This window comes from Paracraurococcus lichenis (assembly GCF_030657435.1).
Classification (GTDB): domain Bacteria; phylum Pseudomonadota; class Alphaproteobacteria; order Acetobacterales; family Acetobacteraceae; genus Paracraurococcus; species Paracraurococcus lichenis.
The window spans coordinates 1-21,167 of record NZ_JAUTWS010000002.1 but is presented as its reverse complement, the minus strand read 5'-3'; the positions used below and the strand labels follow the sequence as shown (position 1 = coordinate 21,167).

At 73.1% G+C, this 21,167-nt stretch carries 23 protein-coding genes; 17 read left to right on the top strand and 6 right to left on the bottom strand.

Annotated elements, in window-relative coordinates:
* Window positions 1–5: 5 nt before the first annotated feature.
* Window positions 6–551 carry a BON domain-containing protein gene (locus tag Q7A36_RS02025; RefSeq protein ID WP_305101977.1) on the bottom strand — a complete coding sequence of 182 codons (546 nt, stop codon included), beginning with the start codon at window positions 549–551 and terminating at the stop codon, window positions 6–8.
* Between the two features lie 85 nt (window positions 552–636).
* On the opposite strand from Q7A36_RS02025, the gene fdhD reads away from it, so the two are divergent.
* From fdhD to Q7A36_RS01980, 9 genes are all read left to right on the top strand, one after another.
* On the top strand, window positions 637–1,521 hold the full coding sequence (fdhD, locus tag Q7A36_RS02020) for a formate dehydrogenase accessory sulfurtransferase FdhD (protein ID WP_305101976.1): 885 nt from the start codon (window positions 637–639) through the stop codon (window positions 1,519–1,521).
* Between the two features lie 163 nt (window positions 1,522–1,684).
* Window positions 1,685–2,302 carry a molybdenum cofactor guanylyltransferase MobA gene (mobA, locus tag Q7A36_RS02015; RefSeq protein ID WP_305101975.1) on the top strand — a complete coding sequence of 206 codons (618 nt, stop codon included), beginning with the start codon at window positions 1,685–1,687 and terminating at the stop codon, window positions 2,300–2,302.
* Between the two features lie 42 nt (window positions 2,303–2,344).
* On the top strand, window positions 2,345–2,470 hold the full coding sequence (locus tag Q7A36_RS02010) for a hypothetical protein (protein ID WP_305101974.1): 126 nt from the start codon (window positions 2,345–2,347) through the stop codon (window positions 2,468–2,470).
* A 124-nt stretch (window positions 2,471–2,594) separates the two neighbouring features.
* Window positions 2,595–4,055 (top strand): amidase, encoded by a 1,461-nt coding sequence (locus tag Q7A36_RS02005; RefSeq protein WP_305101973.1) that lies wholly within the window; start codon window positions 2,595–2,597, stop codon window positions 4,053–4,055.
* 164 nt (window positions 4,056–4,219) lie between these two features.
* Window positions 4,220–4,999 carry a RibD family protein gene (locus Q7A36_RS02000; protein WP_305101972.1) on the top strand — a complete coding sequence of 260 codons (780 nt, stop codon included), beginning with the start codon at window positions 4,220–4,222 and terminating at the stop codon, window positions 4,997–4,999.
* The gene (locus tag Q7A36_RS01995; RefSeq protein ID WP_305101971.1) at window positions 4,996–5,982 is read left to right on the top strand and encodes a zinc-dependent alcohol dehydrogenase; all 987 of its coding nucleotides are present in this window, start codon (window positions 4,996–4,998) and stop codon (window positions 5,980–5,982) included. Before Q7A36_RS02000 ends, Q7A36_RS01995 begins: the two co-directional genes overlap by 4 nt.
* Window positions 5,983–5,994: 12 nt before the next feature.
* Window positions 5,995–6,396 carry a 6-pyruvoyl trahydropterin synthase family protein gene (locus tag Q7A36_RS01990; RefSeq protein ID WP_305101970.1) on the top strand — a complete coding sequence of 134 codons (402 nt, stop codon included), beginning with the start codon at window positions 5,995–5,997 and terminating at the stop codon, window positions 6,394–6,396.
* Window positions 6,393–7,430, top strand: coding sequence for a glycosyltransferase family 4 protein (locus Q7A36_RS01985; protein WP_305101969.1), 1,038 nt, complete (start codon window positions 6,393–6,395; stop codon window positions 7,428–7,430). Before Q7A36_RS01990 ends, Q7A36_RS01985 begins: the two co-directional genes overlap by 4 nt.
* Window positions 7,427–8,326: a class I SAM-dependent methyltransferase gene (locus Q7A36_RS01980; RefSeq protein WP_305101968.1), complete on the top strand. Its 900-nt coding sequence runs from the start codon at window positions 7,427–7,429 to the stop codon at window positions 8,324–8,326. Before Q7A36_RS01985 ends, Q7A36_RS01980 begins: the two co-directional genes overlap by 4 nt.
* A gap of 13 nt (window positions 8,327–8,339) precedes the next feature.
* Here the strand turns inward: Q7A36_RS01980 and Q7A36_RS01975 are convergent, their stop codons facing one another.
* Window positions 8,340–10,382 (bottom strand): methyl-accepting chemotaxis protein, encoded by a 2,043-nt coding sequence (locus tag Q7A36_RS01975; protein ID WP_305101967.1) that lies wholly within the window; start codon window positions 10,380–10,382, stop codon window positions 8,340–8,342.
* A 259-nt stretch (window positions 10,383–10,641) separates the two neighbouring features.
* On the opposite strand from Q7A36_RS01975, the gene Q7A36_RS01970 reads away from it, so the two are divergent.
* The 6 genes from Q7A36_RS01970 to otnC all read left to right on the top strand — a co-directional run bounded on the left by Q7A36_RS01970 (window position 10,642) and on the right by otnC (window position 14,536).
* On the top strand, window positions 10,642–10,824 hold the full coding sequence (locus tag Q7A36_RS01970) for a hypothetical protein (protein WP_305101966.1): 183 nt from the start codon (window positions 10,642–10,644) through the stop codon (window positions 10,822–10,824).
* A gap of 19 nt (window positions 10,825–10,843) precedes the next feature.
* Window positions 10,844–11,287: a GNAT family N-acetyltransferase gene (locus Q7A36_RS01965; RefSeq protein ID WP_305101965.1), complete on the top strand. Its 444-nt coding sequence runs from the start codon at window positions 10,844–10,846 to the stop codon at window positions 11,285–11,287.
* Window positions 11,284–11,760 carry a cupin domain-containing protein gene (locus tag Q7A36_RS01960; RefSeq protein WP_305101964.1) on the top strand — a complete coding sequence of 159 codons (477 nt, stop codon included), beginning with the start codon at window positions 11,284–11,286 and terminating at the stop codon, window positions 11,758–11,760. The genes Q7A36_RS01965 and Q7A36_RS01960 overlap by 4 nt, the downstream gene beginning before the upstream one ends.
* A 59-nt stretch (window positions 11,761–11,819) precedes the next feature.
* Window positions 11,820–12,461 (top strand): MarC family protein, encoded by a 642-nt coding sequence (locus tag Q7A36_RS01955; protein ID WP_305101963.1) that lies wholly within the window; start codon window positions 11,820–11,822, stop codon window positions 12,459–12,461.
* 34 nt (window positions 12,462–12,495) lie between these two features.
* The gene (gene otnK, locus Q7A36_RS01950) at window positions 12,496–13,749 is read left to right on the top strand and encodes a 3-oxo-tetronate kinase (protein WP_305101962.1); all 1,254 of its coding nucleotides are present in this window, start codon (window positions 12,496–12,498) and stop codon (window positions 13,747–13,749) included.
* A gap of 154 nt (window positions 13,750–13,903) precedes the next feature.
* Window positions 13,904–14,536, top strand: a complete 633-nt coding sequence (gene otnC / locus Q7A36_RS01945; protein WP_305101961.1) for a 3-oxo-tetronate 4-phosphate decarboxylase — start codon at window positions 13,904–13,906, stop codon at window positions 14,534–14,536.
* 3 nt (window positions 14,537–14,539) lie between these two features.
* Here the strand turns inward: otnC and Q7A36_RS01940 are convergent, their stop codons facing one another.
* Complete coding sequence (locus Q7A36_RS01940; RefSeq protein ID WP_305101960.1) at window positions 14,540–15,010, bottom strand: DUF29 domain-containing protein; 471 nt, start codon at window positions 15,008–15,010, stop codon at window positions 14,540–14,542.
* Between the two features lie 107 nt (window positions 15,011–15,117).
* Here Q7A36_RS01940 and Q7A36_RS01935 point away from each other — a divergent pair, with 107 nt between their 5' ends.
* Both Q7A36_RS01935 and Q7A36_RS01930 read left to right on the top strand, forming a co-directional pair.
* Window positions 15,118–15,720, top strand: coding sequence for a nitroreductase family protein (locus Q7A36_RS01935; RefSeq protein WP_305101959.1), 603 nt, complete (start codon window positions 15,118–15,120; stop codon window positions 15,718–15,720).
* A gap of 5 nt (window positions 15,721–15,725) precedes the next feature.
* Window positions 15,726–16,340 (top strand): nuclear transport factor 2 family protein, encoded by a 615-nt coding sequence (locus Q7A36_RS01930; RefSeq protein WP_305101958.1) that lies wholly within the window; start codon window positions 15,726–15,728, stop codon window positions 16,338–16,340.
* Window positions 16,341–16,537: 197 nt separating this feature from the next.
* On the opposite strand, the gene Q7A36_RS01925 is transcribed toward Q7A36_RS01930, so the two are convergent.
* The 3 genes from Q7A36_RS01925 to Q7A36_RS01915 form a co-directional block, all read right to left on the bottom strand.
* A complete protein-coding gene (locus Q7A36_RS01925; RefSeq protein ID WP_305101957.1) occupies window positions 16,538–17,146 on the bottom strand; it encodes a hypothetical protein in 609 nt (202 codons plus the stop codon).
* 628 nt (window positions 17,147–17,774) lie between these two features.
* A complete protein-coding gene (locus tag Q7A36_RS01920) occupies window positions 17,775–19,427 on the bottom strand; it encodes a bifunctional 2-methylcitrate synthase/citrate synthase (RefSeq protein WP_305101956.1) in 1,653 nt (550 codons plus the stop codon).
* A 10-nt stretch (window positions 19,428–19,437) separates the two neighbouring features.
* Entirely contained in the window at window positions 19,438–20,976 is a 1,539-nt protein-coding gene (locus Q7A36_RS01915; RefSeq protein ID WP_305101955.1) for an MmgE/PrpD family protein, read from the bottom strand.
* Window positions 20,977–21,167: the final 191 nt, after the last annotated feature.

Sequence of the window (21,167 nt, the reverse complement as noted above, 5' to 3'; positions counted from 1 at the left end):
TGGCGCTACCGCGGCGGCAGCCGCAGCACCATGCCGGCCTTCAGCGCCGCCGCATCCTGCAGCACCGGCGCGTTGCTCTCCAGCACCCAGCCGGCCGCGGCGGTGTCGCCATAGTGCCGGGCGGCGATTGCCTCCAGCGTCTCGCCGGGCTGGACCACATGCAGGATGCTGCCGCCCGGGCCGAAGCCGGTATCGGCCGTGTCCGGCGCCGCGCGGTGCACCTGCCGCTCCGCCGCCTCCATGTTGGCGCTGCCGGCCGGCAGGCGGGCGAAGCTGCCGAGCGACTCCAGCAGCCCGCTGCTGCGCGTCACCGTCATCCGGTCCTCGACCCGCGCGATGCCCTGCAGGTTGCCGACCGCGAGCAGCACGCGTTCCCGCGTCGCCTCGTCCGGCACGGTGCCTTCCAGCGTCGCGGCATCGTCGTGCCGGGAGACCATCACTGCCTGCCGCGGCAGGCCCAGTTCCGCCAGACGGCCACTGATGGCGGCGGCGCTGGGCGCTCCGCCCTCCAGGGCCAGGCCGGCCTCGGCGGGGAAGCGATAGGTGGGCATGGAGAACCTCCCGAATGATGCGCCGGGAACGCCAGCGCCGGCCTCTGGGTTGCGCGCGCGGCACCGCCTCACCACCCTTCGCATCATGGAAGAGCCGCTGCTGGTCCAGCCCGACCCCGCCGATCCGCGCCTGACCCGCCGCGTCAGCGGCGTCGATCATACCGGCGCGCGCGTGGAAGCGAGCGTCACCGTCGAGCGACCACTCACGCTCTACCTGAACGGCCAGGAGATCGTGACGATGATGACGATCCTCGACCGGCCGGAGGACCTGGCGCTCGGCTACCTGCTGAACCAGGGCATGCTGCGGCGGGACGACCGGGTCACCGCCATCGACTACGACGACGACCTGCAGGTGGTGGTGGTGCGGACCGAGCGCCGTACGGATTTCGAGGCGAAGCTGAAGAAGAAGACGCTGACCAGCGGCTGCGCCCAGGGCACCGCCTTCGGCGACCTGCTCGAGGACTTTTCCAAGGCGCGGCTTCCGGTGTCAGCCGCGATCCGCACGAGCTGGCTCTACCGCCTGCTGCACCGGATCAACACCCTGCCGACCCTCTACCTGGAGGCCGGGGCGATCCATGGCTGCGCGCTGTGCCGGCAGGACCGGCCGCTGGTCTATATGGAAGACGTCGGCCGGCACAATGCGGTGGACAAGATCGCCGGCTGGATGTTCCGCACGGACTGCGACCCGGCGGACAAGATCTTCTACACCACGGGACGCCTCACCTCGGAGATGGTGATCAAGACGGTGCGCATGGGCATCCCCATCCTCGTCTCCCGCAGCGGCTTCACCGCCTGGGGGGTGGAGCTGGCGCGGGAGGCCGGGCTGACGCTGATCGGCCGCTGCAAGGGCAGGCGCTTCACCGCGCTGGCGGGCGAGGAACGCATCCTCTTCGACGCCGACCTCGCCTATGTCGAGGAGGAGAGCGCCAAACACTGGCGGAAGAACAGCCGGGAGGCGGAGGGGGCATGAGGCGCCCGTCGCACCCGGCCCCGCGGGATGCGGGCCTCGGTGCCGCGGACGCCGCGCACCGGCCGCCTGCGACGGCCCTTGGCCCCGGCACCCTCCCCCCGCGTCCCGGCGTCGTGGCCGGGACCGAGGAAGGGGCCTTGCGGCCGAACCGCGGAGCAGGCGCGTGACCGTCCTCGCGGTCATTCTCGCGGGCGGGCTGGCGCGGCGCATGGGTGGCGGCGACAAGCCGCTGCGCCTCCTCGCCGGACGGCCGCTGCTGGAGCATGTGCTGGACCGCCTGCGGCCGCAGGTCGCGGCGGTGATCCTGAACGCCAATGGCGACCCGGCCCGCTTTGCCGACATCACGTCCCATTGGGGCCTCCCCGTGGTGCCGGACCCCCTCCCCGACTACCCCGGCCCGCTCGCCGGCGTGCTCGCCGCGCTGGACTGGGCGGCGGCGCATCGGCCGGACCTGCCGACCGTCCTCTCGGCGCCCGGCGACGGCCCCTTCCTGCCGCCCGACCTCGTCGCGCGGCTCGAGGAAGCCCGGGCCGCGGCCGGCACGCCCCTGGCCTGCGCCGCCTCCGGTGGCTGGACCCACCCGCCCATCGGCCTCTGGCCGGTCGCCCTGCGCGCGGAACTCCGCGCCGCCCTGCTGGCCGGCGAGCGCAAGATCGACCGCTGGACCGCGCGGTTCGGCTGCGCCCTCGCCGAATGGCCCACCGATCCGGTGGACCCCTTCTTCAATGCCAATACACCGGAGGACCTGGCCGCGGCCGAGGCCCTCTTGCACGGGGCCTGACGGCAACCCATACGCCATGTCACCGACCGGGAGACGACTGCCGTGAAGTCCATCATCACCGGCATCCTTGCCGCCGTGGCGATCGCGCTCTGCGCCGCCCTGGTGCTCGATACCGAATTCCAGGTGAGCGCGACCAAGCACTTCCAGACCGAGTCCGTGCGGCTCTGACGCAGGCGGGCTGTCCCGGCCCTGGCCGCCGCGCGGAGGACGTCCGGCGGCCCGGTTGACCGCCCGTCGCCCGCCTCTAGGCTTCCCGCATCACGACGGGAAAGCGCGCGACATGAGCTTGGCCATGAGCTGGGAAGACTGGGCCCGGCATGACGCCCTGGCCCTGGCGGCGCGGGTCCGGGCCGGCGAGGTGACGCCGGCCGAGCTGGCCGCCCAGGCCGCCGCCGCCATCGCCCGCACCAATCCCGACCTCTCCGCCGTCGTCGAGGTCTTCGAGGACGTGGTCGCCGACCCGCTGCGGGACGGCGCCGACCCAGCCGGCCCCTTCGCCGGTGTGCCCTACCTAATGAAGGACCTCAGCGTGCCCCTGAAGGGCCGGCTGCAGGAGATGGGCTCGCTGCTCATGCGCGGGAACCGGTCGGCGGCGGACAGCTACCTCGCGGGCCGCATCCGCCAGGCGGGCCTCGCCATCCTCGGCCGCACCACCACCCCCGAATTCGGCTGCTGCAGCGCCGCCGACAACCCGGCGGTCTATTCCACGCGCAATCCCTGGAACACGGCGCATGTCACCAACGGCTCCTCCGCCGGCAGCGGCGCCATGGTCGCCGCCGGCGCCGTGCCGATGGCGCATGCGACCGATGGCGGCGGCTCCATCCGCATCCCGGCCGGCGCCTGCGGGCTGATCGGGCTGAAGGTCTCGCGCGGCGTCTTCTCCACCGCGCCCGCGACCTCGGACCTGACGGGCCTCGTCTCCATCCAGGGCTGCCACAGCCGGACCGTGCGCGACACCGCCGCCTTCGTCGATGCCTGCCGCGGCGGCGCGCCGGGCGAGTTCATGCCCTTCTGGACGCCGGCGGAGCCCTGCTCCCGCCTCATCGAGCGCGATCCGCCGAAGCTGCGCATCGCCCTCTCGCACGAATGGGGCGACTACCGCGCCACCCCGCACTTCGTGGCGGCGCTGGAGAAGGCCGGGCGGCTGCTGGAATCGCTTGGCCACCATGTCGAATGGGTGCTGCCCGCGGTCGATTTCCGCGCCGCCTTCGCCGCGCAGACCCTCTGCTACATCAGCAATTTCGCGCAGACCATCAGCGCCACCCTGGCCATGAAGGGCCTCGACCGCCCGCCCGAGGGGCTGATCGAGCCCATCAATATCCGCATCTGGGAGGCCGGGATCGGCACGACCTATTCCGAGCGCTACCGGATGCAGGCGGCCTTCAATGCGACCTCGCGCGCCTTCGGCGCCTTCTTCGAGGACTGGGACATCATCCTGACGCCGGTCACCGCCCTGCCGACGCCGCCGGCCGGCACGACCGAGTTCCTGACGATCAGCGACAACCCGGACGTGCTGGACTGGTTCGGCAATCTCTGGCGGCAATTTCCCTATACGCCGCTGGCCAATCTCTGCGGCATCCCGGCCATCTCCATGCCGATGGCGATGCAGGAGAACGGCATCCCGCTCGGCATCCAGGCGGTGGCGAAGCAGGCCGATGACGGGCTGCTGCTGCAGCTTGCGGCGCAGGTCGAGCGCGCGCTGGGCGGCGCCTGGAACGAGGGACGGCGGCCCGCCGTGCATGTCGCGGCCTGAGCTGCGGCCGGACCCGGCCGCCCGCCGCGCGCAGGGTGGCCGCCCTGCCCGCCCGTCGCGGCGCCCTGCTCCGCTCATGCCCCCCGCTCATGCCCTTGTCACGCCGTGATCCCGTGGCATCCGTGGGCCCGTTGCGGCATGGTCCGCGCCGCATGGATGGCCCGATGGACGGATTGATCGCCAACGCCGACTGGGACGCGCTGCTCGCCGCCCGCGACACCCCCGGCGCGCCCGTACCGGATGGGTGCCTCTTCGGCCCGCTGCTCGCGCCGCCGCGCGCGGCGGATGGCTGCACCGTGGTGGGCCGCCTGGCACAGACGCTCGACGGCCGGATCGCCACCGCCTCCGGCTCCTCGCGCTGGATCGGCGGCCGCGGCGACATCCTGCACACCCACCGCCTGCGCGCGCTCTGCCATGCCGTGGTGGTCGGCGCCGGCACGGTGCGGCACGACGACCCGAAGCTGACCACGCGCCACTGCGCCGGGCCGGACCCGGTGCGGGTGGTGCTGGATACCGACCGCCGCCTCGGCCCGGACTACGGCGTCTTCCGCGCGGGCCCGCCGACGCTGCTGCTCTGCGCCGAGGACGCGGCGGGCCCCGACCGGCTCGGCATTGCCGAGGTGCTGCGGCTGCCGCGCGACGCCGCGGGCCGCGGACTGCGGATCCCGGCCATCCTCGCCGCCCTCGCCGCCCGCGGGCTGACGCGCATCTTCGTCGAGGGCGGCGGCGTCACGGTCAGCCGCTTCCTCGCCGCCGGCGGGCTCGACCGGCTGCACGTGACGGTGGCGCCGGTGCTGCTCGGCTCCGGCATTCCCGCCTTCACCCTGCCGGAAGCCGCCTGCATCGCGGATGGCTTGCGCTTCGCCTGGACCGTGCATCCGCTCGAGCCGGACGTGCTCTTCGACATCGCGCTCGACCGCGTGCGGCCGGGGGTCTGCGCGTGAACGCCCCCGGCATCCGCGCCCGCGCGCTCTGGTATGTCGCACCCGGCCGCGCCGAGTTGCGGGAGGAATGGCTGCCGCCGCGCGCGCCGGACCAGGCGCTGGTGCGCACCCGCGCGACGGCGCTCTCGCGCGGCACGGAGCGCCTGGTGCTGGAGGGCCGCGTGCCCGCCAGCCAGCACGACACCATGCGCGCGCCGCTGATGGGCGGCGAGTTTCCCTTTCCCGTGAAGTACGGCTACTGCGCCATGGGCGTGGTGGAGGAGGGGCCGGAGGCGCTGACCGGCCGCCGCGTCTTCGTCCTGCATCCGCACCAGGACCGCTTCCTCGCCCCGGCCGCCATGTGCGTGCCCGTGCCGGAGGCCGTGCCGGACCACCGCGCCGTGCTCGCCGCCAACATGGAGACGGCGCTCAACATCGTCTGGGACGCGCGGCCGCTGCCGGGCGAGCGCTGCCTCGTCATCGGCGCCGGCGTGGTCGGGCTGCTCGTCGCCGCGCTGCTCGCGCGCATGCCGGGCATCGCACCGACGGTGGTGGACCTCGACCCCTCGCGCGCCGCGCTCGCCGAATCCCTCGGCGCCCGCTTCGCCCGGCCCGGGGACGCGCCGGCGGAGCAGGAGCTGGTCGTGCATGCGAGCGCGAGCGCGGCGGGGCTTCGGCTCGCCCTCGACCGCGCGGGCTTCGAGGCGCGCATCGTCGAGGCGAGCTGGCATGGCGACCGCGCGGTGCCGCTGCCGCTCGGCGAGGCCTTCCACAGCCGCCGGCTCTCCATCATCGGTTCGCAGGTCGGCAGCGTCGCGCCCGCCATGCGCGGCCGCCGCACCCATGCAGAGCGGCTCGCCCTCGCGCTCGAGCTGCTGGAGGATCCGCGGCTGGATGCGCTCTGCGCCCCGGTCGCCCGTTTCGAGGCGCTGCCCGCCGCCCTGCCCGCGCTGCTCGCCGCCGGGTCCGGCGCGCCGCCCTGCCCCGTCGTCACCTATATATAAGAGAGTGCCGCGATGTTCTCGCTCACCGTCTGCGACCACATCATGGTCGCCCACAGCTTCCGTGGCGCCGAGTTCGGGCCCGCCCAGCGCCTGCACGGCGCAACCTTCGCGGTGGAGGCGGAGTTCCGCGCGCCGAAGCTGGACCACCTCCATCTGCTGGTCGATATCGGCCTCGCCAAGCAGGAATTGCGCAAGGCGCTCGACACCCTGGACTACCGGAACCTGGACGGCGAGCCGCAATTCGCCGGCCTCAACACGACGACCGAATATCTCTGCCTCCACATCCACGGCCTGCTCGCCGCCGCGCTGCGGGAGGGCAGGCTCGGCGCGCAGAGCGGCACCGTGACCTCGCTGAAGGTGCTGCTGCGCGAGAGCCCGAATGCCTGGGCCGCCTACGAGGGGGCTGTCGCTTGAGGATCGCGCTGCTCGTCCCCGCCCCCTTCGACACGGTCTCGGGCGGCTACATCTACGACCGGCGGATCGTCGCCGGCCTGCGCGGGCTGGGCCACGAGGTCGAGGTGGTGGAGCTCGCCGGCCGCCACCCGCTGCCGGATGCCGAGGCGGAGGAGTCGGCACGCGCGGCCCTCGCCGCCCTGCCGGCGGAGGCGCGGATCGTCGTCGACGGTCTCGGCCTGCCGGCCTGCGCGGCGCTGGCCGAGGATCTCGTCGCCCGCGGCGCCCTCGCGCTCATCCACCACCCGACGGCGCTGGAACACGGCGCGCCCCTCGAGGACCGCGAGGCGCTGCGCGGCATCGAGCGCGACCTCTTCCCCCGGCTCGCGCGGATCATCGCGCCCTCGCGCGGCACGGCGGAGACGCTGACGGCAAAGTTCGGCGTCGACCCGGCGCGCATCGGCGTGGTGGAGCCCGGCACCGACCCGGCGGAGCGCGCGCAGGGCTCGGGCGGCCCCGGCACCGCCCTGCTCTCGGTCGGGACGCTGACGCCGCGCAAGGGGCACGACGTGCTGATGCGCGCGCTGGCCGGGCTGCCCGACCTCGACTGGACACTGACGATCGTGGGCGGCGCGCGCGATGCGGTGCATGCGCATGGCCTGCGCGCGCTCGCCGAGGAACTGGGCATCGAGCAGCGCGTGACCTTCGCCGGCGAGCTCGACGGCGAGGCGCTGGAGGCGCTCTACCGCCGCGCCGACCTCTTCGCGCTGGCGACCTGGTGGGAGGGCTATGGCATGGCCGCGGCCGAGGCCATGGCGCGCGGCCTGCCGCTCGCCATCACCGCCGGCGGCGCCATCGCCGATATCGTGCCGATGGAGGCCGGCGCGGTCTCGCCGCCCGGCGACGTCGTCTCGCTGACCAAGGCGCTGCGGCGGATCATCGTCGATGCCGGGATGCGGCAGGAGATGGCCGAGGCCTCCTGGCAGGCGGGGCAGCGCCTGCCGCGCTGGGCCGACCGGGCGGCCGCCTTCGCCGCCGAGATCGAGCAGGCATGACGGAAGCCTTCGACCTCGACTGGCTCGACCTGCGGGAGCCCTGGGACGCCGTGGCGCGGTCCGAGGCGCTGGCGGCGAAGCTGCTGGCGCGGCTGCCGGCGCGGCCGCGCTTCCTCGACCTCGGCGCCGGGACCGGCAGCCTGCTGCGCTGGCTGGCGCCGCGCCTCGGCCGCGCCCAGAGCTGGACGCTGGTGGACAGCGACCGGGAGATGCTGGAGGCCGCCTTCGACACCATCGTCGACCGCGCCGAGGAGGTCGGCTTCCACGTCACCGCGCCGAACCGCCGCACCCTGCTGGTGCATGCGCCCGGCGGCGCCTGGCGGATCGACACGCTGATCGCCGACCTCGCCGAGGCGCCGCGCAACCTGCCGCTGCAGGCTGCCGATGCGGTGGTGAGCTCGGCGCTCTGCGACCTGGTCTCCCGCGGCTGGGTGGAGCGGATGGCGGCGGCGCTGCGGCTGCCCTTCTACGCCGCGCTCTGCGTCGACGGGCGGGCGAGCTTCGTGCCGCCGCATCCCGCAGATGCCCGGGTGGCCGCCGGCTTCCGCCGCGACCAGGCGCGGGACAAGGGCTTCGGCGGCCCAGCCCTCGGCCCGCGCGCGCCGGCCGTGATCGCCGAGGCCTTCGCCGCCCGCGGCTTCGCGGTGGCGACGGCGCCGAGCGACTGGCTGATCCGCAGCCGCGGCGCCCTGCCGCATCCGGTGCTGCGCGAGCGGGCCGACGCGTTGCTCGGCGACCTGATGCAGGGGCATGCCGAGGCCGCACGCGCCCAGGACCGGCGCGGCGGAACGCGGATCGAGGCCTGGGCCGCCGCGCGCCTCGCCCAGGCGGCGGAGGGGCGCCTCGCCGCGCGGATCGGCCATCGCGACCTTCTGGCCCTGCCGCCCGGGGGCTGACGCTCCCTTCGCCCTATGCCGCCTTCACGCCGGTGAGGAAGGTGCCGACCTCGGCGCCGAGGGTCTCGGACTGGCGCGAGACCTCGGCCGCGGCGCGCAGGACCTCGGCGGCGGCTTCGCCGGTCTTCGCCGTGGCCTGGCCGACCCCGGCGATGTTGCGGGTGACCGCCTGGGTGCCGGCCGAGGCCTGCTGGACGTTGCGGGCGATCTCCTGCGTCGCCGCCCCCTGCTCCTGCACCGCCGCCGCGATCGCGCCGGCGATGCGATCCACCTCGTCGATGGTGCCGACGATGCCCTGGATCGCCGCGACGGCATCGCGGGTGGCGTCCTGGATCTGGCCGATCTGCGCGCCGATCTCCTCGGTCGCCCGCGCGGTCTGGGCGGCCAGCGTCTTCACCTCCGAGGCGACGACGGCGAAGCCCTTGCCCGCCTCGCCCGCCCGGGAGGCCTCGATCGTCGCGTTCAGCGCCAGCAGGTTGGTCTGGCCGGCGATGCCGGTGATGAGGCGCACCACCTCCCCGATCCGCTGCGCGCCCTCGGCCAGCGCGCGCACGGTCTGGTCGGTCCGCCTGGCGTTCTCCGCCGCGCGGCCGACGATGGCGGTGGATTGCGCCACCTGGCGGGCGATCTCGCCCACCGAGGCCGAGAGCTCCTCCGTGGCGGCGGCGACGGTCTGCACGTTCTGGCTCGCCTGCTCCGCCGCCCCGGCGACCGCCCCGGCCTGCTCGCTGGCCGTCGTTGCCCCCTGCGCCATGGCATGCGCGGTCGTCTGCAAGGTGCCGGCGGAGCCCGAGAGCACGCCGGCGAGCCGCCCGACCGAGGCCTCGAAGTCGCGCGTCAGCCCCTCCAGCCGCGCCGCCCGCGTGGCGCGGGCCTCCTGCGCCCGGGCCTGCTCGGCGGCCAGGGCATCCGCCTCCTGCAGCCCCTGGCGGCAGGCCTCCATCGCGCGGGCCATGGCGCCGATCTCGTCCCGGCGTTCCCGCCCCGGGATCGCCGCGTCGTAGCGGCGCGCCGCGAGATCCGTCAGGGCGCCCGCCAGGGCCCGCAGCAAGCCGCCGACCGCGCGCAGCGCGGCGCGGTTCAGCAGGGCGACCGCGGCCAGGATGCCGAGCCCCGCGCCGAGGACGACGAGGAGGCGGGTCCAGGCCGCGTCGCGCCTTGCCTCGGCCTCCGCCGTCAGCAGCCCGGCGGATTGCTCGATCAACTCGCCGACGAAGGCGAAGCGCCCGAGGCTGTCGGTGGACCAGCGCTGCGCCAGGCCCGGCTCCGGCTTCCGCCCCGCCGCGAGGGCGATAACCTCCTTGCGCAGGCGAGCGATGGATTGCGCCTGCTCGCCGGCGAGATAGGCCCGCCAGCGCTGGGCGATGGCGGGGGGCGCCAGCGTGCCGAGCTGCTCGCCGAAGTCGCGGATCTCGCCCGAACGCTCGTAGAAGCGGTCGAGATCGGCCATCGAGAGGGTGCCCTCGCGCATCGCCGCGATGCCGATGGTGCTCTCCCCGACCGCGCCCTTCGAGACCATGAGGAGGGCGTGGTGGCCCAGGGCATACTGCTTCACGGTGGCATCCTCGGTCGCCGCGGCGAGGCGCGCGACGAGCTCGTAGCCACGGGCGAGGACCGGCTGGTTGTAGAGGGCGGTGTCGGTGGCGGTGAGGCTGCGGTCCTCCGCCTTCGCCCGGATCGGCCCGTAGCCCGCGATCCGCTCGTCGATGAAGGCAATGGCCTCGCGGGTGCCCTGGTCGGTCGGGCCGGCGGCGGCGACGGCGGCGCGGAAGGCGGCGAGGTTGCGTTCGGTGATCCGCCGCCGCTCCACCATCTTCGCCCGATCGGCCTCGGAGCCGCTGGCGGCGAAGTCGCGCAGCGCCCGCGCCTCGATCGAGAGCTCGAACACCACCCGCGCGCCGGTATTGGCCACCTGTTCCAGCTCGAGCACCCGGTTCGCCGCCCGGTAGGCCGCGAAGCTCTCGCCGGCCAGGATCCCGCCGAAGGCCAGCGCGCCGAGCAGCGGCACGGTGGCGACCAGCAGGAGGAGCGTGCGCATCGGCAGGCGGGCAAGCATGCGGGGTGACCTCCGGGCCGGCCGCATCGCCGACCTGCAATGCAACGTTCCTAATCAAGGGTGACGGCCCGTGTCTCGACCGGCGTGCCTCAAGGCGCCGCCGCGCGGAACACCGCCCCGCCCCCGCACGTTGGCGGCAGGAGCGGACCGCCGCGCCAAGGGGCCCGCGATCCGCTCCGGCCTGTTGTCGTCAGCGCAGCGCCACGCCGCCGGGCCTCCCGGCCCCGCGACGACCGGCGCCAGCAAGGGGAGGATACGAATGGCGGATGCGGACAAGGCGATGGGGACGAAGCTGAACCCGGGCGATGCGGCCGCCCCGGGCACGCCCGGGACGGGCGAGGCGGTCTGCCCGGATTGCCAGGGCAAGGGCCAGGTGAGCGGCCAGCGCTGCCGCACCTGCGACGGGACCGGCATCGTCATCCAGGGAGTCGCCGGCGGCTGATCCGGGCTATGCTCCCGGCATGGAGCTGCCGCCCGGACTGACGCTGAGCATCGAGGACGCGCCCGACCGCGCGGAGGCCGAGCGCCTCGGCGAGGGGCTGGAGGTCTTCAACGAACGGCTCTGGCCCGGGCACCAGCCCTGGGGCGAGCTTGGCGTCTTCCTGCGCGAGGCTGGCCGCCTCAGCGGCGGCCTCTTCGGCGAGACCTATGCCGGCTGGCTCTTCATCCGCTATCTCTGGCTCGCGGAGCATCTGCGCGGGCATGGCCTCGGCGCCGGGCTGATCGCGGCGGCGGAGTTGCGGGCGCGCGAGCGCGGCTGCCACTCCGCCTATGTCGACACCTTCAGCTTCCAGGCGCCGGACTTCTACGCGAGGCAGGGCTACCAGGAATTCGCCCGCCTGCCCTACCCTCCGAAGGGCGAGCGGATCTGGCTGCGCAAGCGGCTGACGGAGGATGCGCCATGAGCGAGCGGCCACCGGCGCTGCGCGCGATGGAGGTTCCGGCGAGGCCGGTGCCGACGGGTTTCCCCGAGGACCTCGTGGCGGCGCTGGGCGGCCGCGAGAAGCGCGTGCTGGGCGATCCCTTCGGCCTGCGCAATTTCGGCGTCAACCTGGTGCGGCTGCCGCCCGGCGCGGCCTCCTCCCTCCGCCATGCGCATGCGCGGCAGGACGAGTGGATCTACGTCCTGGCGGGAACACCGACGCTGGTGCTGGGCGACCGGCAGCAGGTGCTCGCGCCCGGCGATTGCGCCGGCTTCCCCGCCGGGACCGGCGAGGCGCACCACCTCGTCAACCGCTCCGACGCGGAGGTGCTGTTCCTCGAGGTCGGCGACCGCAGCCCCGGTGACAGCGTGACCTATCCGGACGACGACCTGGCCGGCGCGGCGATGCCGGAGGGCGACTGGCGCTACACCCGGAAGGACGGCACGCCGATCTGAAGTTCGGCGCTCCCGCCCACGCTTCATACTGGCGCCTCACGCAGGCGGGAGGGAGCGCGATGGGGTCGGGTGCGACGCCGAGCCTGATGCAGGTCTGGGGCTTCTTCTTCCTCCTGCTGGGGCCGATCAAGATCATCGGTCCCTTCGCCCGCATGACCGAAGATGCCGAGCCGGCGCTGCGTCGGCGCCTTGCCCTGCGCGCCTTCCTCTTCGCCACCTGCATCGTGCTGCTGGCCGGCACGCTGGGCGTGGAGGCGCTGCGCAACTACCAGGTGCCGCCGCTGGTGCTGGCGCTGACCGGCGGGCTGGTGCTGTTCCTGGTCGCGCTGCAGGCGCTACTGGAATCCTTCAACCCGCGCCCCCGCTCGCTGCCGGAGCAGGAGCCGGGGCTGCAACTGGCGGCCATGCCGCTGGCCTATCCGATCATCGTCACGCCCTCCGGGGTCGCGGCGGTGATCATCTACATGACCCTGGCGCAGGGCCTGATGGGCAAGGGCGTGATCGTCGGGCTGCTGCTGGCGATCATGGTGCTCGACCTGCTCGCCATGCTCTTCGCCCGGCCCCTGCTGCGGTGGCTGGGCATGCCGCTGCTGGTCTTCGGCACGGTGCTGGGCGTGGTGCAGGCGGCGCTCGGGCTGAACATCATGCTGAATGCGCTGCGCAGCCTCGGGGTCATCGCGGCAGCGCCCGGGGCGGGCTAGATTGGCGACTGACGCTTTCGGGAGAGAGACGACCATGCCCCTGCTCGGCTGCATCGCCGACGACTTCACCGGCGCGACCGACCTGGCGAATACCCTGGTCAAGGGCGGCATGACGGCCGTGCAGGTGATCGGCGTCCCCAAGGGGCCCTTGCCGGAGGCGGATGCGATCATCGTCGCGCTGAAGTCCCGCACCGCCCCGGTGCAGCAGGCCGTGGCCGAGAGCCTGGCGGCCTGCGAGGCGCTGCTGGCGGCGGGCGCGAAGCAGATCTTCTTCAAGTACTGCTCCACCTTCGACAGCACGGATGCGGGCAATATCGGCCCCGTGGCCGATGCGCTGGTCAGGCGGCTCGACTGCGGCTTCGCGCTGGCCAACCCCGCCTTCCCGACCAATGGCCGCACCGTCTACCAGGGGCATCTCTTCGTCGGCGGCGCGCTGCTGAACGAGAGCGGGATGGAGAACCACCCGCTGACGCCGATGCGGGACGCCAACCTGGTCCGCGTGCTGGGGCGGCAGACCGACGGGACGGTCGGGCTGGTGCCCTTCGCTACGGTCGAGCAGGGCGCCGCCGCCATCCGCAAAGCGATGACGGGCCTGAAGGAAAGCGGCCGGCGCTACGCCATCGTGGATGCGGTGACGGATGCACACCTGCTCGCGATCGGCGAGGCCGCGGCGGAGCATGCGTTGATCACCGGCGGCAGCGGCGTCGCCATGGGGCTGCCGGCGAATTTCCGCGCCAGGGGCCTGCTGCCGGAGCGCGGCGAGGCCGCCTCCGCGCTGCCGCCGATGCGGGGCCATGCGGCTGTCGTGGCGGGGTCCTGCTCGCGCGCGACGCTCGGGCAGATCGGCTATGCGCGCGATCATGCGCATACGCTCGAGCTCGACGTGCTGGCGATGCCCGATGCCGCGGCGCTGGCGCGCCAGGCGCTGGACTGGGCGGAGGGCAAGCTCGGCGACCATCCCGTGGTGATTGCCGCCTCCGCACCGCCCGAGAAGGTGGCGGCGCTGCAGGCGAAGCTCGGGCGCGACGCGGCCGGCGCGCTGGTGGAGCAGGCGCTGTCCGCGGTGGCTGAAGGGCTGGTCGCGCGCGGCGTGCAGCGGCTGGTGGTGGCGGGCGGCGAGACCTCGGGCGCGGTGGTGTCGCGGCTCGGCGTGTCCTCGCTGCGCATCGGGCCGGAGATCGATCCGGGCGTGCCCTGGACCTATGCCGAGCCGGCCGGGCTGCACCTGGCGCTGAAGAGCGGGAATTTCGGCGCGCGGGATTTCTTTCTGAAGGCGTTCGGGGTGTGAAACGGGGGGAGAGGACACCTCTCCCCCCGCGCCCCCCACACCGTTTTCTGTGAGTCGGGTGCCACCGCGCGGCGAGCGCAGACTCAGAGAAGGCGGTGAGAGGGGGTACGGGGGAGAGAGGTGCCCTCTCTCCCCCGATCTTCTGGAGGCAGCGATGAACGAGACCCAACTCCGCGAGCGCCTGGCCGAGCATGGCCGCCTGCTCTTCGGCCGCGGCTACAGCGTTGGCAGCGCCGGCAATATCAGCGTCCGCCTGCCGGACGGCTACCTGATGACGCCGACCAATTCCTGCCTCGGCCGCCTCGACCCGGACCGCATCAGCAAGCTCGACCCGCAATGGCGGCACGTCTCGGGCGACAAGCCCTCCAAAGAGGTTTTCATGCACCGCGCGGTGCTGGAGACGCGGCCGGAGGCGGGCGCGGTGGTGCACCTGCACTCCACCCACGCCACCGCCATCGCCTGCCTGGCATCGCCCGGCGAGGCCGCGCCGATCCCCCCGCTCACGCCCTACTTCGTCATGCGCGTCGGCCGCGTGCTGCCGGTGGTGCGCTACTACCGCCCGGGCGATGCGGCGATGGAGCCGGCGATCGCCGAGGCGGCACGGCAGGCCCGCGCGATGCTGCTGGCCAATCACGGCCCCGTGGTCAGCGGCAAGACGCTGGACGACGCGGTCTATGCGGCGGAGGAGCTGGAGGAGGCGGCGAAGCTGGCGCTGCTGCTGCAGGGCCGCGAGGCGCGGCGGCTGACGCCGGCCGAGGTCGAGGACCTGCTCACGACCTTCGGGTGAGGGTCAGTCCTCCGGGTCGAATGCGAAGGGGCGCTCCAGGATCGCGGCCCAGTCATAGGGAATGACTTCCGGGAAGGTCCGCCGGGGCAGGTTCGCTTCCGAGGACGCGTCGCGCCGCGCGTCCTTCCAGGCCTCGAAGATGGCCTCTTCAAGGCTCGACTTCAGGCTCGGGTTCTTCCGCAGCACCTTGCGGATGTGGTCGCGCTGCGTATCGATCGTGTTTGCCCAGCTCCGCCCCCGCCGCTCCGGCTGGTGGTCCCATTTGAGCATATGCGTGAGCAGGACCCGCAGCGCGCTCTCGAGCTTGTCGTATTGCTCGTTCCCCACGTCATCCAGCTCCTCGGCGATGTTCGCCGCATCCACCTCCGAGAGCCGCCCCGCCCGCAGCAGCGCCGCCTGCTCGCGCGCCCAGGCATGCAGGTCCTGCTTGTAGCCGGCCCGCGCCGGCGCCTCGGGCTCGACGGGAAGGTCCATGCGCCCATCCTCCTCGCCGCAGCATAGGGCGCCGGCGCCGCGCATCGCCACCCTTGACCCGCGCCGCCCGCCGCGGAGCATGGCGCCCCACCCACCGAGGACCCTCCATGCCCGACACCACCCCCGACCGCGCGGCCCCCGCCGCCCATCCCATTGCCCCGCTGGTCGCGCAGCGCTGGAGCCCGCGCAGCTTCACCGGCGCAGCCCTGCCGCCCGGCGCGCTGGAGAGCCTGCTGGAAGCCGCCCGCTGGGCCGCCAGCAGCAACAACCTGCAGCCCTGGCACTACATCGTCGCCCGCCGCGACCAGGACGCGGCGGCCTTCGAGCGCCTGGTCGGCGTCCTCTCGCCCAACAACCAGACCTGGGCGCGGAATGCCGGCGTGCTGATGCTCTCGGTCGCGCGCCTCACCAACCCGAACAACGGCAACCCGATGCGCCACGCGCTGCACGACACTGGCGCGGCCAGCGCGCAGATGGCGCTGCAGGCGGCCGCGCTCGGCCTGCAGGCGCACCAGATGGCAGGCTTCGACGCCGCCGCGGCGCGCGCCGCCTTCGGCATCCCGGAGGGGTTCGAGCCGGTGGCCGCCATCGCCATCGGCGAGGTCGGCCCGCCCGAGGCGCTGCCGGAGGTGCTGGCCCAGCGCGAGACGGCGCCGCGGCAGCGCCGCGCGATCGAGGAGTTCGCCTTCTTCGGCGGATGGAAGGCCTGACGACCATGAACGAGGAATTGCTCGACCGCCTCGCCATCCGCGCGCTGGTGGAGAACTGGGCGGTGTGGCGCGATGCCGGCGACTGGGAGCGCTTCGCCACCTGCTGGCACGAGGACGGCTTCATGATGGCCACCTGGTGCCAGGCGCCCTGGCGCGACTTCATCGCCGCCAGCCGGGCCGGCTGGGCGAAGGGCGTCTCCATCCTGCACTTCCTCGGCGGCCACAGCGCGGATGTCGCGGGCAACCGGGCAATCGCCCAGACCAAGATGACCATCAGCCAGCGCGCCGAGGTGCATGGCGTGCGGGTCGACGTGGTCTGCACCGGCCGCTTCTACGACTTCCTCGAGAAGCGCGACGGACCCGATGGCGCGCGATGGGGCGTGGTGCTGCGCCAGCCCATCTACGAGAAGGACCGGATGGACCCGGTCGATCCCGCGGCGCGGCTCGCGCTCGACCCCGCGCTGCTCGCGCGCTTCCCGGAAGGCTACCGCCACCTCGCCTACCTGCAGACGCAGATCGGCTACGCCGTGAAGACCGACATGCCGGGGCTGCAGGGGCCGGAGGTGGAGGCGCTCACCGCGCGCGGCGCGCGCTGGCTCGCCGGCGGCCCGCACGGGTGACATTGCCCGGCGTGAGTCTGGAGGCCAGCGCAGAGCGCTGCGGATCCGGCGGCACGGCCGACGGAACGCGATGCCCGCCGGCATCGCCGCCGGTTGGCCCGCAAGGCTGACGCGGGAGTCATTTTCCGGGGCAGCGGTCGCGACAAGGGCGCCGCCCCTTGCGGGACGGCGCCCTCACGCCGGGATCAGCGGCGGTGTCAGGTGGCCGGGGACTCTTCGGTCGCCTCGGGCATCGGGGCGGCGGTCGCCTCCATCGCGGCCTTCTTCCGCGCGGCGCGCGTCGCGGCGGCCTTCTTCGCGGCTTCCGAGCGCGAGGAGGTCGCGGCCTTGGCGGCGGCAGCGCGCTTCGGCGCGGCCGGCGCAGCGGCCTTGCGCGTGGTCGCGGCCTTGCGCGCGGCGGGCTTGCGGGCGGCCGGCTTGCGCGCGGTGGTCGCCTTCTTCGCGGTGGTCGCCTTGCGCGCCGCCGGCTTGCGGGCCGTGGTCGCCTTCTTCGCGGTGGTCGCCTTGCGCGCGGCCGGCTTGCGGGCGGTCGTCGTCCGCTTCGCGGTGGCCGCCTTGCGTGCCGCCGGCTTGCGGGCCGTGGTCGCCTTCTTCGCCGCCGGCTTGCGCGCGGCGGTCGTCTTCTTCGCCGCCGGCTTGCGGGCGGCCGGCTTCTTCGCGGCGGCCTTCTTCGGCGCGGCGGCCTTGCGGGCGGCCGGCTTCTTCGCAGCGACGCGGCCGCGCGCGGTGGCGGGCTTCTTCGCCGTGCGGCGCGTGGTCGACATCGCCATCGCCTGCGCCTTCGGGGTCTCGGGGGTGTCGGTCACGGTCAGGATCTCCTTGCGCGTTCCGTGGAGGACCGCCGCGCCGCGTGGCGACGGACGGCCCGGATGGGAGCAGGTTCGGTCGTGCGATGGCGGCGGCGCGCGGATCCCGTAGCGCGTGGCGCCGTCGTGGTCGCCGTCCATGTGGCGCCGACAGGAAGCGGCAGCGGACGTCCGGCGGCGTCACGCCGCATCGCCGTTCCCTCCACCACGTCTCCCATGCAAGGCGAAGCCAGGCTGCCCTGCGATGCGGCGGGATGTCCGGCGCGCCGCGCCGCCATCCCGTCCTGTCTGCGGTCCATGGACCGTCCTTCCCTGCTGCGGCATTCCGTCCTTGCGTCCGCGTCCCATCGGATTGCGCGAATCGCGCGCGACGTCATGCGCAGGCGCACGCTATCTGCACACGCATCCATCGTGTCAACAGAAACCGCAACATGCGCTGCGTTTTTTTGCGCGCTCACCGCACCGCGTGCGACGTCGCGCACATCGCGCGCGGCGCGCGATGTGCGGCGGAGACGCGAACGGCCGCCGGCAATGCCGGCGGCCGTCCCTACCGCATGCCGTCGCGCGGCGGCGCGACGGCGACTTCCAACGCTGGCTTAACGCGCCGGCATCGGCAGCGCTCGCCGACTCAGCGTGCCGCCATGGCCGGCACGGGGCGCTGCTCCTTGCCCGTGTACCAGGAGAGCGGGCGGATGAGCCGGTTGTCCGCCTGCTGCTCCAGCACATGCGCGGACCAGCCGGTAACGCGGCTGGCGACGAAGAGCGGGGTGAAGAGCGGGATCTCGAAACCCATGAGGTGGTAGGCGGGGCCGGCCGGGAAATCGAGGTTGGGGTGGATGTTCTTCTTCTCGAGCATCTCGGCCGCGAGGATCCGGCTGATCTCCATCCAGGTGCGGTCGCCCACCACCTCGGCCATCTTCTCGGCGTACTTCTTCATCGTGGGCACGCGGCTGTCGCCGGACTTGTAGACCCGGTGGCCGAAGCCCATGACCAGCGCCCGGTGGTCGAAGCGGCTCTGCAGCCACTCCTTCGCCACCGCCGGGTCGCCGATCTCCTTCAGCATGTGCATGACAGCCTCGTTCGCGCCGCCGTGAAGCGGGCCCTTGAGGGCGGCGATGCCGGCGGTGATCGCCCCGTGCATGTCCGCGCCCGTCGAGGTCACCAGCCGCGCCGTATAGGTCGAGGCGTTGAAGGTGTGCTCGGCGTAGAGGATCATGGAGACGTCGAAGGCCTTCAGCACCTCCGGCTCCGGCACCCGGCCCTGGACGAGGTTGAAGACGTTCTCGGCGAAGCTGTGCGCCGGGTTCGGCGCCACCGGGTCCAGCCCCTTGGCGGCGCGGTAGGTGGCGCCGATCGCGGTCGGGATCTTGGCGAAGAGCCGCTTCGCCTTGCGGTACTGCGCGGCCTCGGAGACGTCGCCGGTCTCGGGATCCTCAAGCCCCATGAAGGACACCGCCGTGCGGATGCTGTCCATCGGGTGGGCGTCCTTCGGGAATTCCCGGATCACCCGGTGCAGCGCCGGGGTGATCTCCCGCTGGGAGGCGGTCTCCTCCCTGAAGGCGGCGAGCTGCGCGGCAGTCGGGAGCTCACCTTCCCAGAGCAGGTAGGCCACCTCCTCGAAGGAGCAGTTCTCGGCCAGGTCCTGCACCGCGTAGCCGCGATAGGTCAGGCTGTTGGTCTCGGGCATCACCTTCGAGATGCTGGACACGTCGGCATAGACGCCGACCAGGCCCTTGTAGATCTCGGGCTTCTGCGTGGCTTCGCTCATGCGTTCTCTCCTCTCATCGGGTCGGTCGTCGGGGGTGAGGACATAGTGGATGTCCGGCTCCCCCTCCTCGTTGGCCGAGGCCGGACGGCGCTCGGCGGCGCGGAAGCCCTGCCGCTCGTAGAAGCGGCGCGCGGACAGGTTCCGCTGGAAGACATGCAGGGCGAGGCCGCCCGGGCAGGCCGCCTTCGCTTCCTCCATCAGCCTGCGCCCGATGCCGCGCCCCTGCCAGGGCGGCGCGACATAGAGGTGCAGGACCATCGCCTCGGCCTCGTCGAGACCGAGATAGGCGACGGGCCGTCCCGCCGCCTCGGCGACGCGGACGCGGTGGCGCGCCAGCAGGACATGGCGCAGCCAGGCGGCGACGGAGGCTTCGTCCCAGGGCTCCCGCAACCTGGGCAGCGCCTGCGCCCGCGCAGCGCGGTGGATGGCGGCGAGCGCCGGCGCATCGGCTGCGCGGCCGGGACGGAGCGTGACCTCCGCCGCGCCGCCCGGCCCGGCCGGCGCCAGCGCCATCCCCGCCTCCTCAGAAGATGCCCGGCTTGCCCTCGAGCAGCGTGCCGGCCGGCAGCGCCACGTTGAGCATGTGCAGCTCGCCCGCCGGCAGCCGCGCCAGGTCCTGCACCACCTCGAGGAAGCGGTTGGCCTCCCGCGTCGAGATGATGCCCTCCGTCAGCGTCCGGAACTTCTGGACGTACTGCTCCCGCCCGAAGGGCCGGGCGCCGTTCGGGTGGGCATTGGCGATGCCGAGCTCATCGACCAGCCGGCGGCCGTCCTTGAAGACGATCTCGACCCGGCCGCCGAAGGCGAGCTCGTTCGGGTCCCGCGAGTGGTACTTGCGGGTCCAGTCCGGGTCCTCCTTCGTCTCGATCTTGTGCCAGAGGCGGACGGTGTCGGCCCGCTGCGCCCGCTTCGGGGCGTAGCTGTCCACGTGGTGCCAGCGCCCGTCCTGCAGGGCGACGGCGAAGATGTACATGATGGAATGGTCCAGCGTCTCGCGGCTGGCCTTCGGGTCCATCTTCTGCGGGTCGTTCGCCCCGGTCCCGATCACGTAATGCGTGTGGTGGGAGGTGTGGATGGTGATCCGCTCGATGTCGTCGAAGTCCTGGATCTGCTCGCGCATCCGGAAGGCGAGGTCGATCAGGGCCTGCGACTGGTACTCGGCCGAGTGCTCCTTCGTATAGCTGTCCATGATGGCGCGCTTCGGCTCGCCCGGGCTCGGCAGCGGCACCTGGTAGTAGACCGGCTCGTAGGCGGCGGCGCGGCCGTCCTGGTCGGCCTTGGTGCGGCCCGAGAGGACCCAGCCGATCACGCTGTCCTCACCTTCGTAGATGGGGCTCGGCGCGCCCTCGCCGCGCATGGCGCGGTCGGCGGCCTCGATCGCCAGCTTGCCCGCATGCGCCGGGGCGAAGGCCTTCCAGGAGCTGATCTCGCCCTTGCGGGACTGGCGGAAGGTGACGGAGACCTGCAGCGCCTGCTGCACCGCCTGGTAGATGGTCTCCTGCTTCAGGCCGAGCAGCGCGCCGATGCCGGCGGCGGCCGAGGGGCAGAGATGGGCGATGTGGTCCACCTTGTGCTCGTGCAGGCAGATGGCGCGGACCAAGTCGATCTGAATCTCGTAGCCCGTCGCCAGGCCGCGGATCAGGTCCTTGCCCGACTTCTCCATGGTCTGGGCGACCGCCAGGATCGGCGGGATGTTGTCGCCGGGGTGGGAGTAGTCGGCGGCCAGGAAGGTGTCGTGGAAGTCGAGCTCGCGCACCGCCGTGCCGTTCGCCCAGGCCGCCCATTCCGGCGAGAAGCCCTTGGCATTGGAGACGCCGAAGATGGTGGCGCCGCCCTTGCGGGGATGGCCGAGCGCCATCTGCCGGGCCGAGACGACCGGCTTGCGGTTGACCGAGGCGATGGCGACCGAGGCGTTGTCGATGATCCGGTTGATGATCATCTCCTGCACGTCCTTCTGGACGGCGACCTTGTCCGCGGCCACGCCGGCGATCTTCCAGGCCAGTTGCTCCTCGCGCGGGAGCATGGCCTTGGACGGGTAGAGTTTCACGGGATGCATCTGCATGGCGGGCCTGGTTCCCCCTTGGTTGCCATATGACTCGAACAGGAACGCGGCTTTCTCCCGCCGCGGCGCGACCTCGTCCATTCCGATTGACGGGCCGGTTCGATAGGTTTTCCGTATCGCGAACCGCCGCGCAACCCGATGAGGGGATGAGAGACCTTGGATTTCCGGATCCTCCGCCGCATGGCGCATTT

Bases quoted from the DNA above. Each gene is read 5' to 3' on its own strand.
- Q7A36_RS02025 (WP_305101977.1), bottom strand. From the start codon at position 551: ATGCCCACCTATCGCTTCCCCGCCGAGGCCGGCCTGGCCCTGGAGGGC.
- fdhD (WP_305101976.1), top strand. From the start codon at position 637: ATGGAAGAGCCGCTGCTGGTCCAGCCCGACCCCGCCGATCCGCGCCTG.
- Q7A36_RS02005 (WP_305101973.1), top strand. From the start codon at position 2,595: ATGAGCTGGGAAGACTGGGCCCGGCATGACGCCCTGGCCCTGGCGGCG.
- Q7A36_RS02000 (WP_305101972.1), top strand. From the start codon at position 4,220: ATGGACGGATTGATCGCCAACGCCGACTGGGACGCGCTGCTCGCCGCC.
- Q7A36_RS01990 (WP_305101970.1), top strand. From the start codon at position 5,995: ATGTTCTCGCTCACCGTCTGCGACCACATCATGGTCGCCCACAGCTTC.
- Q7A36_RS01980 (WP_305101968.1), top strand. From the start codon at position 7,427: ATGACGGAAGCCTTCGACCTCGACTGGCTCGACCTGCGGGAGCCCTGG.
- Q7A36_RS01975 (WP_305101967.1), bottom strand. From the start codon at position 10,382: ATGCTTGCCCGCCTGCCGATGCGCACGCTCCTCCTGCTGGTCGCCACC.
- Q7A36_RS01970 (WP_305101966.1), top strand. From the start codon at position 10,642: ATGGCGGATGCGGACAAGGCGATGGGGACGAAGCTGAACCCGGGCGAT.
- Q7A36_RS01965 (WP_305101965.1), top strand. From the start codon at position 10,844: ATGGAGCTGCCGCCCGGACTGACGCTGAGCATCGAGGACGCGCCCGAC.
- Q7A36_RS01960 (WP_305101964.1), top strand. From the start codon at position 11,284: ATGAGCGAGCGGCCACCGGCGCTGCGCGCGATGGAGGTTCCGGCGAGG.
- Q7A36_RS01955 (WP_305101963.1), top strand. From the start codon at position 11,820: ATGGGGTCGGGTGCGACGCCGAGCCTGATGCAGGTCTGGGGCTTCTTC.
- otnK (WP_305101962.1), top strand. From the start codon at position 12,496: ATGCCCCTGCTCGGCTGCATCGCCGACGACTTCACCGGCGCGACCGAC.
- otnC (WP_305101961.1), top strand. From the start codon at position 13,904: ATGAACGAGACCCAACTCCGCGAGCGCCTGGCCGAGCATGGCCGCCTG.
- Q7A36_RS01940 (WP_305101960.1), bottom strand. From the start codon at position 15,010: ATGGACCTTCCCGTCGAGCCCGAGGCGCCGGCGCGGGCCGGCTACAAG.
- Q7A36_RS01935 (WP_305101959.1), top strand. From the start codon at position 15,118: ATGCCCGACACCACCCCCGACCGCGCGGCCCCCGCCGCCCATCCCATT.
- Q7A36_RS01930 (WP_305101958.1), top strand. From the start codon at position 15,726: ATGAACGAGGAATTGCTCGACCGCCTCGCCATCCGCGCGCTGGTGGAG.
- Q7A36_RS01920 (WP_305101956.1), bottom strand. From the start codon at position 19,427: ATGGCGCTGGCGCCGGCCGGGCCGGGCGGCGCGGCGGAGGTCACGCTC.
- Q7A36_RS01915 (WP_305101955.1), bottom strand. From the start codon at position 20,976: ATGCAGATGCATCCCGTGAAACTCTACCCGTCCAAGGCCATGCTCCCG.